The sequence below is a fragment of the Saccharibacillus sp. O23 genome (assembly GCF_002205895.1).
Lineage (GTDB): Bacteria > Bacillota > Bacilli > Paenibacillales > Paenibacillaceae > Saccharibacillus.
On sequence record NZ_NJDE01000001.1, the window covers coordinates 236,411 to 252,792 of the forward strand.

The window sequence follows — 16,382 nt, forward strand, 5'->3', positions numbered from 1 at the left end:
AAAAATGACAAAGAGAGCGGTTACAGGGAACAATTTCGATAAAAAATCCACCCTCGGGATCGGAAGTTCCGATCGTTCGAAAGTGGATCTGCGAATCCGTTTTTTCGTTAACTTCTTCCGCCCGGAATAAACGGTCTGATCCATTCGCCGAACGATTTCGGACTGCGCGTCTGAATCAGCACCACGCCTTCGCCGCGGAATCGGCAGACGATGCCTTCGCCGCTCGTGAAGCTCGATACCCAGCCTTTGGACGCTTTCTCCAGATCGTAACGCATGTAATCCGGCCAAGCGACCAAATGCCCGTTATCGACGACGACTTCTTGGCCTTGTTGAAGATTGATGGCATGGATGCCGCCGTACGAAGACAAGAACACGGTGCCGCGTCCGCTGATCTCGACGATGAAAAACCCTTCGCCGGACAGCAGGCCTTTGCCCAAGTTCTGCATCTTCGTGCTGACTTCGATTCCCGCCGTGGCCGCCAAGAATCCGTCTTTCTGCACCATCAGGCGATACGATCCGTCCAGCTCGACCGCTTCGATCGCGCCGGGCGTCGCCGGAGCGAGCGTCGCTTCGCCGGAGCGTCCTACCGACAGCAGTTCTTGGAAGAAGAACGATTCTCCGCTGAGCATCCGTCCCAAGCCTCGCATGATTCCTCCGTCCATCGTGCCTCTCAGCTCGATGTTCGGCGACATGGACACCATCGCGCCCGACTCGGCTTTGATGCTTTCTCCGCCGTCAAGCTGCACCTGAAGCAGCGGGAAGGCGCCTTGATACAAAATCTGATATTGCATGCCTGTTTGCCTCCTCTCTCTCGATCTCTTTCATCTTAATGAGATTTGCGCGGCCGCGCAACGAAGATTGCCGCGACCGCTTCCGTCAAATTGCGGCAGTTGTGCTATAATCAATTGCAGTTCGATCATCCTACTACCTAATCAAGGGGGCAACACCATGTACCGAAACAAAAGAGCCGGCAGCCGGACGGCTTTGGCCGCGCTCCTTATGCTCATGCTGATCCTGCTGTCAGCGTGCGGCAAAAGCGCTCCGCAGCCGGCTTCGACGGCCGGAACCGACACCCCGGCGTCCACGCAGGCCGAAACGCCGGCAGCGGCGGACACGACCGAAGCCGGAGACAAGAACCCGATCGTCACGATCGAAATGGACAACGGCGGCATCATCAAGCTGGAATTGTATCCGGACGTCGCGCCGAATACGGTGAACAACTTCGTTTCGCTGGTCAAATCGGGATTCTACGACGGATTGACGTTCCACCGCATCGTGCCGGGATTCGTGATTCAAGGCGGAGATCCGGACGGAACCGGAGCCGGCGGCCCGGGTTACGCGATCAAAGGCGAATTTACCGAAAACGGCGTCAACAACACGCTCAAGCATACGACGGGCGTACTGTCGATGGCGCGGACGGGCGACCCGGATTCCGCGGGTTCGCAGTTCTTCATCATGCTGGCCGACCAGCCAAGCCTTGACGGCCAATACGCGACGTTCGGCAAAGTGCTCGAAGGCATGGAGGTCGTGAACGCGATCGCCGCTCTGCCGACGGACGCGAACGGCAAGCCGGGTTCGAACGAAGGCGCCACGATGAAGAAAGTAACCGTCGATACGCGCGGCGTCGAATATCCGGAACCGGAGAAGGTCCAATAAATGACCGCCGAATTTCAATGCCGTCCCGATTGCGGGGCGTGCTGCACCGCCGTCTCGATCGCTTCGCCGATTCCGGGCATGCCGCAAGGCAAGCCCGCGGGCGTGCCCTGCGTGCAGCTCGACGAACGCAAGCGCTGCCGGTTGTTCGGCCGGCCCGAACGCCCGGCGGTCTGCGGCGGCCTGCCGCCTTCGCTCGAGATGTGCGGTTCGTCCGCCGAGGAAGCGTTCGCTTATCTCGAATGGCTGGAACGCGAGACCGCTCCGAGTCCCGAAGCGAAGCGCTGAATCTTCGATTTCCGAACGCCGATCGCCTTGACGCGATCGGCGTTTTTTCGGCTTTCGGCAGCCTGCTGTCCATGCGCTTCTTCGCCGCGGCGCGATTCGCGGCTTCCGCCGTTCTCCCTCCGCGCGTGATCAAGCAGGCAAAATGGGGTATAGTTGAATCATGCAGCCAACCCGGAAAGGAGGCCTTTATGCTTAACCGAAAAACCGTACGCCCCGCCGTTTCGCGCCTGCTTGTTTGGGTGCCGCTGATCGCGCTCTGCCTGATGCTGAGCGCCTGCGCCAAAGGCGAATTGGACGTGAAGATCAAGACCGACGGCACGGCCGATATCGCCCTTAATGCTCTCGTCGACGATTCCGCGCTCGACACGCTGCGCCAGAGCGACCTTCCGGAGAAGATCGCTTCCGGATTGCGCGATCAAGGCTTCGACGCCGAAGCGACCCGGGAAGGCGACCAATCGGGCATTCGCGCTTCCCGCAACGTCAAGCTGGATGCCGACCGCAAGATTCCCGATATCCCGGGCGTCACCGTCGAGAGCAGCGCGGACCCGGGTCTGTTCTTCACGAAGCGCAGCTTCGTCGTCACGGCCGATTCGCCCGATCTGATCCCGAACCAAAGCTCGTCGATCAGCGGCTACCTCGGTTCCCTCCTGCTCGGCGGCCTGGTCGAAAAAGAATTCGATTTCGACTTCAAATTAACGCTGCCGATCAAGCCCGGCGAGAACAACGCCGACGAAGTATCGGCCGACGGCCGAACATTGACTTGGCATCTGGCGGCGACCCGCGAGAATCGAATCGAACTGGCTCTGAACGTTCCGAATATCAGGAACATCGTCTACGCGGCTTCCGCCGTATTGCTCGCAGCGATCGCTTTGATCGTTTTCTTGATCCTGCGCCGCAAACGCAAAAAGAAAGCTTCCGAAAAAAAGGCTTCGGCGGAACTGCCGACGAAGCAAGCTTGAGCGACCCGAAAAAGACCCCGATTTCCGCGTTCCGGCGGAATTCGAGGTCTTTTTTGCGATTTGAACCCAATACGGGCTAAGACTTTCTCCGACGGCACCCGTGCGTCTTCCGTTTCGCTTCAAGCTTCTCAAGCTTCAGACTTCGCAGACTTCAAGCTTTGCCCCCGATCTCCGGCATTCGCCGCCGCTCGACGCGCCCGCTTCCGCAGAAGTAGACGGCGTATTCCCCGCCCGTCAGGTCGACGAGCGCCAAAGCGCGCAGCTCCTCGATCCCGTAAGTATGCGAACCCAGATCGCAGTTCAACCGCGCGCCGTCGAAGCAGACGAATTCGCACGGCGTATGCCCGTGTACGACCGGACGGCCGCCTGTCGCTTCCAGAATCGTTCCCCGGTCATACGCATAGAATTCCCTTTCCGGCAGCCACAGAATATCCCGGCTTTGCTCGTGAAGCGGATCGCCCGGCACGAATCCCGCGTGCGTATAGACGAACTCGTCGTCTTCGGCCACCATCGGCAGCGTCAACAGCCAATCCAGATGTTCGCGGCTCTCCGTCTCGTCTTCGAACGTGCGATCGAAACTCGCCAGCGCTTCCGCTCCTCCGTGCAGCAGCCACATGTTCGAGCGGTCTTCGAGATACCAGCGCAGCATCTCCTCGTGATTGCCCGTCACCACCGTAACCCGCTGCGGGTGCATCCGCTGAAGCGTCCGCAAATACCGCACCACCAGCGCGCTGTCCGGCCCTCGGTCGATCAGATCGCCGCCGACGATCAAGCGGTCCGTAAAAGCGTCGTAATCCATCTCGCGCAGCAGTTCGATCAATCCGCGGTATTCGCCGTGAATATCCGTTACGAACAGCTTGCGTCCTTCTGTTTTCTGAGACATGGTCGAATTCACATCCAATAACATGAGTTTATACCAGTATATCCGATCACCGGCCGTCCTGCTTCGAAGCGTGCCCGATGTTTGCCGTTCTCGCGGTAAGTTTAAGATTAAGATATTAAAATTTTATGCGAACGAAAACCAAATCGAAAGAAGGCGACGCTTTGTCCACCCTCATCCTGCGGCTCCGCGAGTTCGCCCGGGCTTCCCGCATGTTATTTCTGCCGATCATGCTCATCTGCGTCGCGCTCGGCACGCTTGCCGCTTACGTATGGAACGGCGAATTCCATCCGATCCTGTTCCTGCTGACGCTGGTCGGCTCCTGCGCCGCCCATCTGTTCTCCACCATGTTCAACGACTTCTGGGACTATCTCAGCGGCGCGGACAAAGCGGCTTACGAACGCGAAGACACCGCTTCGACCGACTCGGGCGTCCTCACGCAAAAAATCTGGAGCCTGCCCGTCTTCCTGATCGTCACGCTGCTGATGGGCGGCATCGCGTGCCTATGCGGGCTGATCCTGCTGCTGACCAGCGGCTGGGGCGTCGTGCCTTTGTGCGTCATCGGCGGACTGCTGGCCTTTTTCTACGTCGCGCCTCCCGTTCGGTTCGGCTATTGGGGCAGAGGCACCAGCGAACTCGCGCACGTGATCTGCTTCGGCCTGCTGCCGGTCATGGGCGCTTATTATGTCCAGACCTCGCATTTCGACTGGCGGCTGCTGCCGCTGTCGCTGCCGATCGGGCTGTTGACGACGCTCGTGTTCTTCAATCATCATTTCCTGCACTGGCAGTCGGACGAATCGGCGGGCAAACGTACGCTGGTGGTCTCGCTTGGCACGAATCGTTCGTTCCGTTTATCCCCGCTCCTGCTGCTGCTCGTCTGCTTAAGCGTGGTCGTTTGCGTGCTGACCGGCGCCCTGCCGGCTTATGCGCTGCTTGCTCTGATCACCGCTTGGCCGCTCGTTCGGATGTACCGCCAGATGCGCGGCGAGCGCAGCCTGCGGCAGCATCAGTCGCTCATGGCGATGTCCATGACCATGACGGTGCGCTGCGGAGCCATCCTGATCGCGGCGTTGGCCGTTCAAGGCTTGGCGGGAGCCTGATGAAGACGGCCTCAGACCATCCTTCGCCGGACGTCCTAACCTTTTGCGCGCATGAAAAAAGCCGGCATGCGCCGGCTTAATAATAGTCGCTCAGACGCGGACGGTTGGCGATCAACCCTTCGCTGTCGAGCTTCTTTTTCAAATAGGTCTTGTCCGAAGAAATGAGCAGGCTGATCACGGCGTCCACCACGAACAAAAACGTAATATGGTTGGACATCATCGCGCTGCTGCTGACCGATTTCTTGTCCGGCACGATGACGCTGATCGCCGCCGATTCGGTCACCGGCGAAGAATGGTAGCAGGTGATGGCCGCCGTATGCGCGTGATTGGCGCGCGCGGTCCCGATCGCTTCGACGATCTCCACCGTCGTGCCCGAACGGGTAAACGCGATCACCGCGTCTTCTTCGGTACACTGCGACGCCGCGATCTTCATCGCGCGGCTGTCGTTCGCCGCTTCGGCGTGGATGCCGAGCAGCAGCAGCCGGTTCTTGAGCGCCGTCGCCGCCAAGAACGAATCGAAGATGCCGAAAATATGCACCCGCCGGGCGCTGCGCAGCAGTTCCGCCAACCGAAGCAGCTCGGCTTCTTCCACCATCGCCGACGTGCTCACGATCAGTTCGTTGTAATCCAGCGCCAGGCCGTCGACCAAGTTGACTTCCCGGCGTTCTTTTTTGCGCGTCTGCATCTCCCGATAGAACGAGTCTTGGGCTACGGCGATCTTGAAATCGTTAAACCCTTTGAACCCGATCTTTTTGCAAAAACGGTTGATGCTCGTCTCGGATACGCCGATCTCGTTCGCCAAAGCCGTGATCGTGTGGCGAGTGATAAAATCGGAATGTTCGATAACGAAGTTGGCGATCTGGTTTTCGCCGTACGTGAATTTCTGCTGCTGCGACACGATCTTCGCGATGACAGCCGGTACTTCTTGAGCCATGTTTTGTCCTCCTGCACAGCGCGAAGCGCCCGCTGCCTGCCGGTTTACGATCGGACCGGCCGCGAATCGCGCTTGCGACATCAACGATTGCCCCATTATACCATATGCCGCCGTCCGCTGCCCGATGCCTCCCTGCATTTTTCCATTTCCTCGTCAAAAGCTTCTTTATTTAGTTCTCCGATATGCATCAAATACAAATAATCGAGCAGGTTCGGCAGATGCGTGAGCTTCAGCAGCCGCTTCGCGAACGCGTGGGCCGCGATCTCTCCGCATTGGCGTACCGACGCCCGGCGTTTCCACGGGCCGAAACGGATCTCGACAGGATCGAGCCGTTCGGCGGTAAAGACGCCGCGCGTATACTCCAGCCAGTGGTAATATTCGTGCGCCAGATGAATATCCGCCGCCGCTTCGGCCGTCAGTTCGCCGAACGTCCCGGGAAAAGCGGATGCCGCTTCGGCAAGCTGGCGCATCGATTCGCGGTACACGACGATGCGCGGCACTTTGCCCGTCCAATCGATCTGCGCCCGCAGCGCCGATCCGAACAAGCCGCCAGAAGCCCCGTCGAACCGCACGGCGATGCCGGCGCGTTCCAGCAGTTCCCCGATCGCGAGCCGCTCCGCTGCTTCCGCCGCTTCGTACCCGTCGTTCAGCGAGCGCTCCGCATACCGGACGCGGCGTTCTTCGGGAATCCTCCGGTACATCGGATCGCGGCGCAGCTCCATCAAGCCGAGCGTCAGATCGGAATCTTCCCGGTTCGGCAGACTGTTCATGTTCAATAAGCCGCGGCCTGTCCGTCCGCCTGCCGTATCTTCGAACGCGGTCGCCTGCCCGTACGGTTTCGTTTTCGACTCGTTTATCGCTTTGCCCATCGCCGCGGCCTCCTTCGATCGTTCGGATGTCCGATATTTAATGATAAGCGACCGCGATCCATTCTTCTTCGGCTTCGAGCCTTTCGGTCTCCAATTCGATCATCGACATCAGCTGTTCTTTGGTCTGCATGCCGGTGAGATCGAGCATCTTCTCGCGGTAGAACAAAAAGACTTTCGGGATCGTGGCGTTCGCGTCGGAATAGATGGTGCTGTCGTCGAGGAATTCGGCGAACATGCCGTCTTTTTCCTTCTTGCGGAACAGCCCGTACTGCGCGCTGCCCTGCTTGAAACGGACGACGCCTTCTCGGTCGAGCACGCTGACCGAAGTGCGGCGTTTCTTCAGCAGTCCGAAAAAGCTTTTGCGGACTTCTTCGGCCACGAATAAGTTCCATCTGCCGGTCCGCGCGTTCAGCTTGGTCTGCTCCGGCACGGCGTCCACGGACGCGGCGGCGATGCCGAGCATCTCCGCTTCGCTGAGTTCCGCCTGCGCCAAGTCTTTGGAACGCAGCTCCGTCGAACCGGTCGCGATCGCGCGCAGCACGTTTTTCTGCGCGTCGATCTCGATCGAGACCTCGACCGTTTCTTCGTTGGCTCCGGAACGCACGATCTTGTCGAGAATATCGCCCCGAATCCGCTTGATGTCTTCTTCGGTGGGATTGATCACCGTGCGCTCGATCTGCTCTTTGACCATCGCGAGCGCGACCCCGATCGTGGAGATGTACGGCGCGTTATCCGCGATTTTCCATTTCAAATTTTCTTTCTCCGCCATCGCCGGCACGAGCACCGAACCGCTGCCTCCGCCGCCGACCAGCGTGATGAACGAGCGGTCCAGCTCGTAATCCGCGATCATCTCGTTGACCGTTTTCATCGTTTTGGCGATCGCCAGATCCAGTACCCGGCGCGCCGCTTCTTCTTGGCTTACGCCGAGATACGTCCCGAGCGCTTCCCAAGCCAGAGCCGCGCTTTCTCGGCCGGCATACGCGTAATCGCCTTCCGGCACGTAACCGAGCAGGTTCGCCGCGCCAGCGAGCGTATACGAATACGACGAGCCGTCCGGCATGACCGCGATCGCGTATTCCTGCGGGTCGCCCGGACGCGGGCTGACGAACGAGACGGAAGCGCCGGCAAGCGCCGACGGTTCGGCGAAACATTCGTACGCCAGTCCGGCGATATGCGCGCTGCGCGGACCGACGTCCACGATCTCTTGGCCCTGCACGCGGATCATGCTGCCTCCGGCGATGCCGAGCGTGCGCACGTCGAGCGATTGCAGATATGTCCGGTGGCCGCCGACCTGCGCGTTCTGGATCATGACTTTGCCGTTCTTGATCACCGAGATGTCGACGCTGGTTCCTCCGACTTCGAAAAAGATGCCGTCCGAGATCTTCTCGTACATCAGCGCTCCGGCGACGCCGGCCGCAAGGCCCGACAGCATGGTCAAGATCGGGCGTTTGCGGACTTCTTCGATGCTCATCACGCCGCCGTCGCAGCGCATGATCATCAGCTGCGACGCGATATTCGCGTCTTTGACCGACTTTTCCGTCATATTGGCCGTTTCCATCATCTTGGGAATCAAACTGGCATTGACGACGGCCGTGCGGGTACGCGTCTTGAGGCCGTAGAGCTGCGAGATCTCGTGTCCGCCCGTGGCGAACGCGCCTTTGCGGTTGGCCGCCTCGATTACCGCGAGTTCCGCCGTCGGATCGTCGACGCCGTACGCTTCGGACGCGACGATCACTTCCGCTCCTTGCGACAGCAGCTCGTCCACGGCGCTTTCCGCGCGTTCGTTCGTCAGATTTTTCGAATCCAGATACGTATGGCGGGTCTCCAACAGCTTGCCGGGCGCAAGTTCGATCTGCCCGGGATTGGATTCGCCGCGCGCGCCGAGTCCGTCCATGCCCGTGCCCATGCCGACGACGCCGACCGGCGCCACGTCGCCTTCCAGAAGCGCGTTGGTCGCCTGCGTCGTACCGTGGGCGATAAACGCCACGTCTTCTGGCGAAGCGCCGCACTTCCGAAGCACCGCCTGCAAAATATCCACGATCCCGCGCGCCACGCCTTCTTCTTCGTGGTGGGTGGTCGGGATCTTCATCTGTTCCAAGATTTCGAACGTTTCGTTATCGAGCACGACGGCATCGGTGAAGGTGCCGCCGACGTCGATGCCGACCCTGACTTTCCGGGACATGAGGTCCCCTCCTTTCTAAAATACGACGAACGCGCCCCACAGCATGGAGATCAGCACGGACGCCATCATCCACGGCAGCGTTTTGCGGAGAATGTCGTTGATATCGCTTTTGGTGAAATCGGCGACCCAGACGTTATGCGAGTTGGTCGGATCGGATACGGCCTGCACGTTGCTGACGACCCGCAGCGCGAGCATCGCGGCGACCGGCGTCATGCCCGCGCCCACGAACAAGGCGGCGATGCCGCTGCCGAGCCCCCAGACGTTGAGCGGTCCGCGGTAGATCGCGAGCGGCGACAAGATCGTGAAGAACAGGATGTAAGTCCACGGGCTGCCCGGCAGCACGCTCTCGATCAGCGGAGAGATCACGGCGGTGACCTGCGGCGCCATGACCGAATTCAGCAGGATGCCGATGCCGATCATCAGACCGAGCGCGCCGGCGACGTCTTGAATGCCTTCGACGAGCGCGCTGGACAGAATATGTACCGGACGTTTCGGCAGCGACAAGATCAACGTGGCGAGCGCTCCGATGATGACGGCGGGCACGATATCCATTTTGAAAATGAACACCATCAGCACCGGCACGATCGGACTGATCAGCGCGATCGTCGGCACTTTGCGCCCGTCGCCCGAAGCCGAGCCGTTCGGCATCGCCCAAGCCCGTCGTCCTTGTCCGCCGCGTTTGACATAGAACACGATCATCGCGATGCAGACGACGAACAGCGGCGCGGCCGCGATCAGCGTATAATCGGCGATCGTCGAGACCGGCAGTCCCAGCACGTCGACGTAGACGGCCCAAGTCGAGACGTTGAACAAAGCGCCGATGCCCACCGCCGACAGCACGACGATCGACGCGACGAACTGCGAGATGCCCGCGGTCAGCATGATCGGAATCACGATCGTACCGACCAGAATGACCATGCCGAGACCGTTGGCCGCGGAGAAAATGATCGAAGCGGTAATAAAGAAAAGCAGCGCGATCAAGATCGGTTTGTCGCCGGCCAATTCGGCCGCTTTGCGGATAATCGCTTTGGTAATGCCGACTTTATTGAGAATCTGGCCGAACCAAGCGCCGAAGATCAGCCCGGCGATCGCCGTGGACAGCCGCATCGCGCCTTGAGCCAGCACCGTGCCGCTGATCGTCGCGGCTTCCGGATCGGCCGAGGTCCACGGCACGCCCGCGATCAGCGCGAACAGGATCGCCATGCTCGGCAGCGCCAGAATGGTCGGCATTTTGCGCGCCATCATCAAGCCGACGAATATCACGAAGACCAGCAAAATCCCGATAGCCTGTACCCACATCCATGTCGTCATCGAATCGTTCCCCTTTTATGTTCAGGTAAACGGCCTGCCCGACGCGGCCGCCTTCCGAACCGCATATCTGGTCCGGCGAGCGGCCGCCGCGCCGCTTCGTTCTATACTTCCAGATAAGCGCCCTGCTCTTTGAGCTGCTGCTGCACGCGCTTGACGTCCACGCTTCGCACATCGCCGTCGCCGAGCGCCGCCTGCGCGGCCGCCACGCCGCCGGCATGGCCGATCGCGCCGGTCGTCGGCGTGGTGCGCACGGCCGCCTGCGCTTCGAACGTGGCGGACAAGCAGCGCCCGATCACGATCAGATTGGACAGCTTCTCCGTCACGAGCGAGCGGTAAGGAATGCTGTACATGCCGCCCCATTCCAGCTTGCGGCTGTTCGTGCCTTCGCCGTCCGGACTGTGGATATCGATCGGATAACCGGAATGCGCGATCGTGTCTTCGAATTTCGTCTGGTTCAGGATGTCGTCGGCGTCCAGCGTGTACAGCCCTTTGATCTGCCGCGACCCGCGAACCCCGATCGAAGGACCGGTCGACGTCACTACCGCGTTTTCGAAGCCCGGAATATATTTTTTGACGAACAGCTCCAGCTCCCGGCACTGTTTGCGGCCTTCCGTCTCCGCCTTGCTCAAGCTCCAAGCGTCGGTTCCGTCGTGGCCCAAGATTCGCGTCGTGTTGAAGATGACTTCGCCCGGCGTGTTCGTCTCGAAAAAGAGCACGTCTTCGCGCGGAATATGCAGTTCTCCCCGCGCTTTGGCCGCTTTGAACGGTCCGACGAAGCCGGCGGTCGACAGTCGCGGCGCGCGTTCGATGATCGACGTGTCGCCTTTGTACGCGGGAAAATCTTCGGGATGCGCATGAATGTAAGCTTTGACTTTGCCGATATCGACGCCGATCATCTTCATCTTGAGCGTCATCGGCTGCGCCGCCCCGTCCGATTCGCGCCCCTTCGTGAATTCCGCGCCCGAACGCACCGACAGATCGCCGTCTCCGGTCGCGTCGATAAACACTTTCGCTTCGAGCCGCCCGATGCCCGATTTGTTGCAGACCGTCACCGAAGTGACCCTGCCGTTCTCGACGTTCGATTCCGCCAGCATCGTATGGTACAGAATCTCCCCGCCGCTCTCCAGCACCATCGACTCCAGTTCCACCTTCATCGCTTCGGCGTCGAACGGCGTCACGGAATACGTGTAACCCACCGTATCGAAAATATGCCCCGGCGATTTGCCTACGGCTTTGAGCCGTTCGATCAACTCGTCCGTCACTCCTTGCACCGCCTGCTTGTCCCCCGCGTGAAACGTCATCATCGGGCCTACTCCGTTCGCGGTCAGCGTGCCGCCCAGATACCCTTGCGATTCCACGATCAGCGTCTTCGCCCCGCTTCTTGCCGCCGCGCAGGCCGCCATCGCGCCCGACACGCCTCCGCCCATCACGATTACGTCGTACGATTTCATTCGCGTTTCCCTCCTTCGGTAAGTCGCATTCGCCTTGCCTGCTTCAGGATTCGGAACATCCATGCCTCTAAATTAGCAGAGCGTTTGCGGCTTGTAAACGCTTTTTGTTTATTTTTTTCTTTTTGTCCGGTTTTTTAGAAAATATTTTTCTTTACATGTTAGATCGGTGAAAATTATACTGAACACGAAACCGAAGCGCCGCGAAAAAGCAATCCGAGGAGGAAAACGCTATGCATCAACTGCTGGAGAACATGCGGGGCGGCCTGATCGTCTCGTGCCAAGCTTATCCGGGCGAAGCCTTGTACGGAAGCCATCATATGGCCTCGATGGCGCAAGCCGCCGCGGACGGCGGAGCGATCGCGATCCGGGCGAATTCGCCGCAGGACGTCGCCGCGATCCGCGAGGTCTGCGGACTTCCGGTGATCGGCATCTGGAAAAAGAACGCGCCCGATTCCGAAGTCTATATCACGCCGGAAGCGTCCGACGCCTTCGCGCTGATCTCGGCGGGCGCGGAGATCGTCGCGTTGGACGCGACTTCGCGGCTCCGCCCCGGCGGGAGAACGCCGGCGGCGATGCTGGAAGAGATACGAACGCTGCAAGAACTGCGCGCGCGGGCCGAACCCGACACGAACGCAGGAACGCGAACGCTGCTGATGGCCGACGTGTCGACGTTCGAAGAAGGAATCGCGGCCGAAGCGCTGGGCTTCGACCTGCTGTCCACCACGCTCTCGGGCTATACGCCTTACAGCCGGCAGGACGCCGGACCGGATCTGGAATTGGTCGAACGGTTGGCTGCAACCTGCGGAATCCCCGTGATCGCGGAAGGCCGTTACGATACGCCGGAACTGGCCGCGGCGGCGCTCGGGCGCGGCGCGCATGCGGTGGTGGTCGGCACGGCAATTACGCGCCCGCATACCTTGACGCGGCGGTTCGCGGACGCGCTCGGAGCGCACGCCCGGCAAGATTGATTCGCCGGGCCGCTGGCTTCGAAGCGGCGGACGGGCGGCTTGAAGCCGGCTTGGCGGCGAAATCGCGCAAAGGAGGAACGTTCATGGGAAAAGGTACCGCGCAGGAAGTCGTCCTCGGGTTCGATCTGGGAGGAACGCGGATCAAGATGGGGCTGGTGGAGCGAAGCGGACGCGTTCATGCTTTCCGCTCCGTGCCGACCGGCAGCGCCGAAGGGCGCGAGCATCTGCTTGCGACGCTGCGGCAGGCCTGCGCCGCGGCGGAAACCGAAGCCGCCGGTCACGGTTTGCGCCTGATCGGCGTCGGGATCGGCACGGCCGGATTCGTCGACGCCGAAGGGCGCGTCGCTTACGCGACGGAGAATCTGCCGGGTTGGACCGGCACGGAACTGCGGCGGGAACTGGAAGCCGCTTCCGGGCTTCCGGCCGCCGCGCTGAACGACGTGCACGCGATGGCGCTGGGAGAAGCTTGGCTCGGCGCGCCCGCTTCGCTGGGCCTGCAAAATTTCGTCTGCGTGGCGCTCGGCACCGGCATCGGCGGCTGCCTGATTCAAGGCGGCGCGGTCTTCGGCGGGCGGGACGGCCACGCCGGGGGCTTCGGGCATCAGATCGTGATGCAAGACGGCGGGATTCCTTGCGGCTGCGGCTTGTCCGGCTGTTGGGAGAGCTACGCGTCGGTCAACGCGTTGAAGCGGCTGATCGCCGAACGGATGCCGGGAGGATTCCCGGCAGACGCAGCGCGCTCCGGCGGAGCAGACGCGCCGGAAGCCGTAAGCGACGGCGCGCGGGCTGAAGACGTCGATTCCGGCTCCGGCAGCCCGCTTCCGATCGATGCACGCCCGACCGATACGCCGGGAAGCCTCGGCGGGATCGCCGACGTTTCGGACGCTTACGATCCCCGCCGGCTGTTCGCCGCCGCGAGGGCCGGACATCCGGCCGCGCTGAAGATCGTCGACGAATACGCTTCGCGCGTCGCGGTCGGTCTGGTCAATCTGGTGCATACGCTCAATGCCGGCGATTTCGTGATCGGCGGAGCGATCGCCGCTCAAGGCGAGTTCCTGCTGAGCCGGATCGCCGAACATACGGAGCGGCGAATCATGCCCGTGTACCGGGGAGCGGGCATACGGCTGCACGCCGCTTCGCTCGGCGAACAAGCGGGCGTGGTCGGCGCGGCCTGCGCGCTGCTGCGGCGTGTCTGATTCCGGCGCGCCCCGCCCGGCGCAAACGCGAATATCCATGAAAAAAGCCTATTTTCTGCGGAAGTTCCGATAGCAGAAAATAGGCTTTATTGATGCGCCGTCACGAGCGAAAAAGACAAACTTCGCCGCTTTTCGGCAAAAAAGAGAAGGAAATCATAGCTTTAACCGCCAACCTGTTTTAAAATAGAAAAAAATTAAACTAATATGCACGACACTATTCCGAACGAAAAGGAGGTCCCCATGCCGAACCGCAACAAAAACAGATGGCTGGTTCTTTTGGCCGCCGGGCTTTTGATTACAAGCGCCTGGACTTGGAGCCACGAGACCGCTTCGATGGCCGTCAACGCGCCCGCGTCGCCGTCGTCGATCTTGACGTTCCGCGATTGATCCCGCACAACGAACGACCGGTTCGTTCGGCAAGCCGGAACCGCAGCCGCGCTACGATCGCAGTTTGTTCCCCGCATACATAATCCGTTCCGGAAGGGCCGCGCGTTCGGTCCGAGAAACGATACGCAGCAGACATACCCATAACGCCCCGCCTGCTCGGCTTTACGGGGAACTTGTCGCGCCCTCAGGGGCGCCTTTTTGTTAGACCGGCCATTCCTCCAGTTTATACGCCATGTCCCAGAACATGTACTCCAGCTTGCAGCTGGCGTCGAACAGCTCTTTGAGCTTGCGCCGGCGCGCCTCGCTCAGTCCTTCCGCCCATTCGTCGAGCAGACTTCGCATCTTGTCCGTCACTCCGCTTTCCCGGCTGCCGTAGAAATGCATCCATTCGTAAAAAGGGTGATCCGGCGTCGGCCGCACTTCTTCGAGCAGCCGCCGTCCGATCTCCGCGTACGTCCACGGGCAAGGCAGCAGCGCGGCCAGAATGTCTTCGAGCGAACCTTCGTGAGCCGCGTTCAGCATATGCCGGGTGTAATGATGCGCGGACGGCGCGAGCGGGTAGCCTTGCAGTTCTTCGTACGCGACGCCCGCGCGTTCGCAGAAATTCCGATGCGGATGGATCTCGCTATGGAGAATGAACGAGATCTGCTCGTTGAACAAAGCGATCTGCTCGCGCGTCTCGCACCGGGAGATCGCGATTCCGTAGATGCGCATGTACGTGTTCAGATACTCGAAATCCTGCTTGATGTAATGGATCAATTGTTCCTTCGCCAAGCTGCCGTCCGCGATGCCGCGCACGAACGGATGCCGGAAGATTGCTTCGTAGATCGGGTCTGCTTCCTTGCGCAATTGTTCGGTAAATGACATGGATCAAATAACCTCCGATAATGGAATTCCCGCCGCGCTGCCTGTATCCGCATCGAGGCGAACGACAAAAAACCGCTCCGGCAATGGAGCGGTTTTCTCAAGACGCGGCGCTCAAGATCGGCGGCCGTTTTCCCGGCAAGCCCAATAACGGGCAGAAGCGCAGGAAGCGGGACTCGCGGACGATGCGCGATGCGAAAAATGACGAGAAGGACCGGCTCCACTTCCCTACGCCGGTACGAGCCGGATCAGGTTCGAAGGGTCCAAGAATCGTTCTTGTCTCAGCCGCCGAGCGGCCCCCCTAGTGGAAAACGCGATGATATTGTGCCCGGCAAGCGGGTAAAATTGCTTCGTCTACTGTATCCTCTGCCCCATGCTTCTGTCAATGCTGCCGATAGCGAAGAAAGTAGTCGATCAGCGGAGAACACATAAAAGCCGCGAGGCTCGCCGTGCCTACCGCCACGCTCATGACGCTCATATTCAGCCCGCTGAAGCGGGACAGATCGAAGCTCGCGAAGATCATCAGAAAACTCGCCAGTAACGCCGTTCCCGACGGGATATACGTCAATTGCTGCCGATAAGGATATTTTTTGTAGATCAAGTATGAAGCGCCCATCAAGATGATAAACGTCGAGACTGACAGAAAAACGATGCCGCTCAGCTTGAACACCTCCCTGCCACAGAGGATAGCACAATCGTTTGGGCAAGAAGTAAAAATATTGTTAATTTCCGAAGAAAGGGTCGATCGTCCTTATTACTCTCGACGGAGAAGCTTTTCGCGTCTTTTTTGAAGCGCTTTCAAAATCAAAATTCTATGACTTTCCTCCTAGCTTTATGGTTAAATGTGGAACTATTATTCATATAGGCAAGCCGAAGATTTGACAACCGGTTTATTAAACTTCTTTACGAAACAAACATTTTTGTGCAAAATAGAGTCTAAGCCACATTCATTCACTCATTAAAGCACAACAGCGAAAAAGCAGAAAAGCAGGAGGAGGCTTACTGATGATCAAATCCCCCGAAGTGGACTCGGAAGTGATTACGGCACATTTGAGAGAGGCGCTGGAGCAAGACCGGCTGCTGCTTACCGAACGTGCGGAACGGGACATGGAACGCGCTCATTTCGACGAAGAGATGCTGAGTGAGTTCCTCCGCTCGCCCCGTCGAATCGACAAGTACGAAGGCCGCCGCAACAACGGCTGTTCGTATATTCTTTACGGCGTGCGCACCACGCGAGCGGTCGTATCCGTGCACGAAGGTTATGTGACGCTCGTCTGTCTGAAGCACAACCCGTTTCCGGCCGTAGGTTGACCGGCACCGGCCCGCCCTTCGCTTTGTTT

Annotated in this window: 17 protein-coding genes and 1 riboswitch; of the genes, 8 read left to right on the forward strand and 9 right to left on the reverse strand. The window is 59.9% G+C overall.

Features of this window, described 5'->3' with window-relative positions:
* Positions 1–107: 107 nt before the first annotated feature.
* Positions 108–791, reverse strand: coding sequence for a TIGR00266 family protein (locus CDO73_RS01015; protein ID WP_088486618.1), 684 nt, complete (start codon positions 789–791; stop codon positions 108–110).
* Positions 792–948: 157 nt separating this feature from the next.
* Between CDO73_RS01015 and CDO73_RS01020 the strand changes: the two genes are divergently transcribed.
* From CDO73_RS01020 to CDO73_RS01030, 3 genes are all read left to right on the forward strand, one after another.
* A complete protein-coding gene (locus tag CDO73_RS01020; RefSeq protein ID WP_088486619.1) occupies positions 949–1,656 on the forward strand; it encodes a peptidylprolyl isomerase in 708 nt (235 codons plus the stop codon).
* A complete protein-coding gene (locus CDO73_RS01025) occupies positions 1,657–1,941 on the forward strand; it encodes a YkgJ family cysteine cluster protein (protein WP_088486620.1) in 285 nt (94 codons plus the stop codon).
* A gap of 188 nt (positions 1,942–2,129) precedes the next feature.
* The gene (locus tag CDO73_RS01030; RefSeq protein ID WP_088486621.1) at positions 2,130–2,900 is read left to right on the forward strand and encodes a hypothetical protein; all 771 of its coding nucleotides are present in this window, start codon (positions 2,130–2,132) and stop codon (positions 2,898–2,900) included.
* Positions 2,901–3,051: 151 nt separating this feature from the next.
* On the opposite strand, the gene CDO73_RS01035 is transcribed toward CDO73_RS01030, so the two are convergent.
* The gene (locus CDO73_RS01035) at positions 3,052–3,783 is read right to left on the reverse strand and encodes a metallophosphoesterase (protein WP_088486710.1); all 732 of its coding nucleotides are present in this window, start codon (positions 3,781–3,783) and stop codon (positions 3,052–3,054) included.
* Between the two features lie 161 nt (positions 3,784–3,944).
* Between CDO73_RS01035 and CDO73_RS01040 the strand changes: the two genes are divergently transcribed.
* Complete coding sequence (locus CDO73_RS01040; protein WP_256972502.1) at positions 3,945–4,880, forward strand: prenyltransferase; 936 nt, start codon at positions 3,945–3,947, stop codon at positions 4,878–4,880.
* Positions 4,881–4,956: 76 nt separating this feature from the next.
* On the opposite strand, the gene CDO73_RS01045 is transcribed toward CDO73_RS01040, so the two are convergent.
* The 5 genes from CDO73_RS01045 to CDO73_RS01065 all read right to left on the reverse strand — a co-directional run bounded on the left by CDO73_RS01045 (position 4,957) and on the right by CDO73_RS01065 (position 11,627).
* Complete coding sequence (locus CDO73_RS01045; RefSeq protein WP_088486712.1) at positions 4,957–5,814, reverse strand: MurR/RpiR family transcriptional regulator; 858 nt, start codon at positions 5,812–5,814, stop codon at positions 4,957–4,959.
* 95 nt (positions 5,815–5,909) lie between these two features.
* Positions 5,910–6,683: a hypothetical protein gene (locus tag CDO73_RS01050; protein WP_088486622.1), complete on the reverse strand. Its 774-nt coding sequence runs from the start codon at positions 6,681–6,683 to the stop codon at positions 5,910–5,912.
* Between the two features lie 37 nt (positions 6,684–6,720).
* Positions 6,721–8,865, reverse strand: coding sequence for a hydantoinase/oxoprolinase family protein (locus tag CDO73_RS01055; RefSeq protein WP_088486623.1), 2,145 nt, complete (start codon positions 8,863–8,865; stop codon positions 6,721–6,723).
* Between the two features lie 15 nt (positions 8,866–8,880).
* The gene (locus CDO73_RS01060) at positions 8,881–10,176 is read right to left on the reverse strand and encodes a citrate transporter (RefSeq protein WP_088486624.1); all 1,296 of its coding nucleotides are present in this window, start codon (positions 10,174–10,176) and stop codon (positions 8,881–8,883) included.
* A gap of 101 nt (positions 10,177–10,277) precedes the next feature.
* Entirely contained in the window at positions 10,278–11,627 is a 1,350-nt protein-coding gene (locus CDO73_RS01065) for an FAD-dependent oxidoreductase (protein ID WP_088486625.1), read from the reverse strand.
* 230 nt (positions 11,628–11,857) lie between these two features.
* On the opposite strand from CDO73_RS01065, the gene CDO73_RS01070 reads away from it, so the two are divergent.
* The 3 genes from CDO73_RS01070 (at position 11,858) to CDO73_RS26620 (ending at position 14,178) form a co-directional block, all read left to right on the forward strand.
* Entirely contained in the window at positions 11,858–12,595 is a 738-nt protein-coding gene (locus tag CDO73_RS01070) for an N-acetylmannosamine-6-phosphate 2-epimerase (RefSeq protein ID WP_088486626.1), read from the forward strand.
* A gap of 83 nt (positions 12,596–12,678) precedes the next feature.
* A complete protein-coding gene (locus tag CDO73_RS01075; protein WP_143536041.1) occupies positions 12,679–13,791 on the forward strand; it encodes an ROK family protein in 1,113 nt (370 codons plus the stop codon).
* Between the two features lie 240 nt (positions 13,792–14,031).
* A complete protein-coding gene (locus CDO73_RS26620; RefSeq protein WP_179218435.1) occupies positions 14,032–14,178 on the forward strand; it encodes a hypothetical protein in 147 nt (48 codons plus the stop codon).
* 201 nt (positions 14,179–14,379) lie between these two features.
* Here the strand turns inward: CDO73_RS26620 and tenA are convergent, their stop codons facing one another.
* Positions 14,380–15,045: a thiaminase II gene (gene tenA / locus CDO73_RS01080; RefSeq protein ID WP_088486628.1), complete on the reverse strand. Its 666-nt coding sequence runs from the start codon at positions 15,043–15,045 to the stop codon at positions 14,380–14,382.
* A 205-nt stretch (positions 15,046–15,250) separates the two neighbouring features.
* Positions 15,251–15,355: riboswitch (TPP riboswitch) on the reverse strand.
* Between the two features lie 69 nt (positions 15,356–15,424).
* Entirely contained in the window at positions 15,425–15,643 is a 219-nt protein-coding gene (locus CDO73_RS01085) for a hypothetical protein (protein WP_143536042.1), read from the reverse strand.
* Between the two features lie 404 nt (positions 15,644–16,047).
* Between CDO73_RS01085 and CDO73_RS01090 the strand changes: the two genes are divergently transcribed.
* A complete protein-coding gene (locus tag CDO73_RS01090) occupies positions 16,048–16,353 on the forward strand; it encodes a hypothetical protein (protein ID WP_088486630.1) in 306 nt (101 codons plus the stop codon).
* Positions 16,354–16,382 lie beyond the last annotated feature (29 nt).